The organism is Cupriavidus sp. 05N39 (genome assembly GCF_056397325.1).
This window is the reverse complement of the sequence record NZ_JBFTNE010000344.1, coordinates 1-413: the sequence shown is the minus strand read 5'-3', so window position 1 is coordinate 413 and position 413 is coordinate 1. Positions and strand designations below refer to the sequence as shown.

Below are 413 nucleotides of genomic sequence, written 5' to 3'. Positions count from 1 at the left end.
AGCGTGATCAGTTGCGGATGGCGCTCGCTGGCCCGCAACTGCAGCAGTTGCAGCGCATGCTGGTAGCCGGCGAGGGCGGCCTGCGGGCGGCCATCATCGCTGTCCAGCGCCGCCAGATCGGCCAGGCTTTCGGCGGTGCCGCCGATGTCGTGCAGGACGTCGCGACGCAGGCCGAGGGCGCCGTTGAACGCCACGCGCGCTTCATCGCGGTAGCCCAGCAGCTGCTGGCAGCGGCCGAGCTGGGCGTGGTACTCCGCCACCAGGCTGGGCAGCGCATCGCGCTGGGCGCTGGCCAGCGCCTGCATCGGCATCATGTGGGTCACGCACTCGCGCGAGCGGCCGAGCATGCGCAGGGCACGGCCGCGCTGGGTCACCGCCTCCAGCTGCAACGGCGGCGGCACCTGGTCGACCTG

1 pseudogene is annotated in these 413 nt (G+C 72.6%); it reads right to left on the bottom strand.

Annotation, left to right across the window (positions count from 1 at the left end):
- A pseudogene (locus AC1DN0_RS41630) lies at window positions 1-413 on the bottom strand (hypothetical protein); the annotation flags it as partial.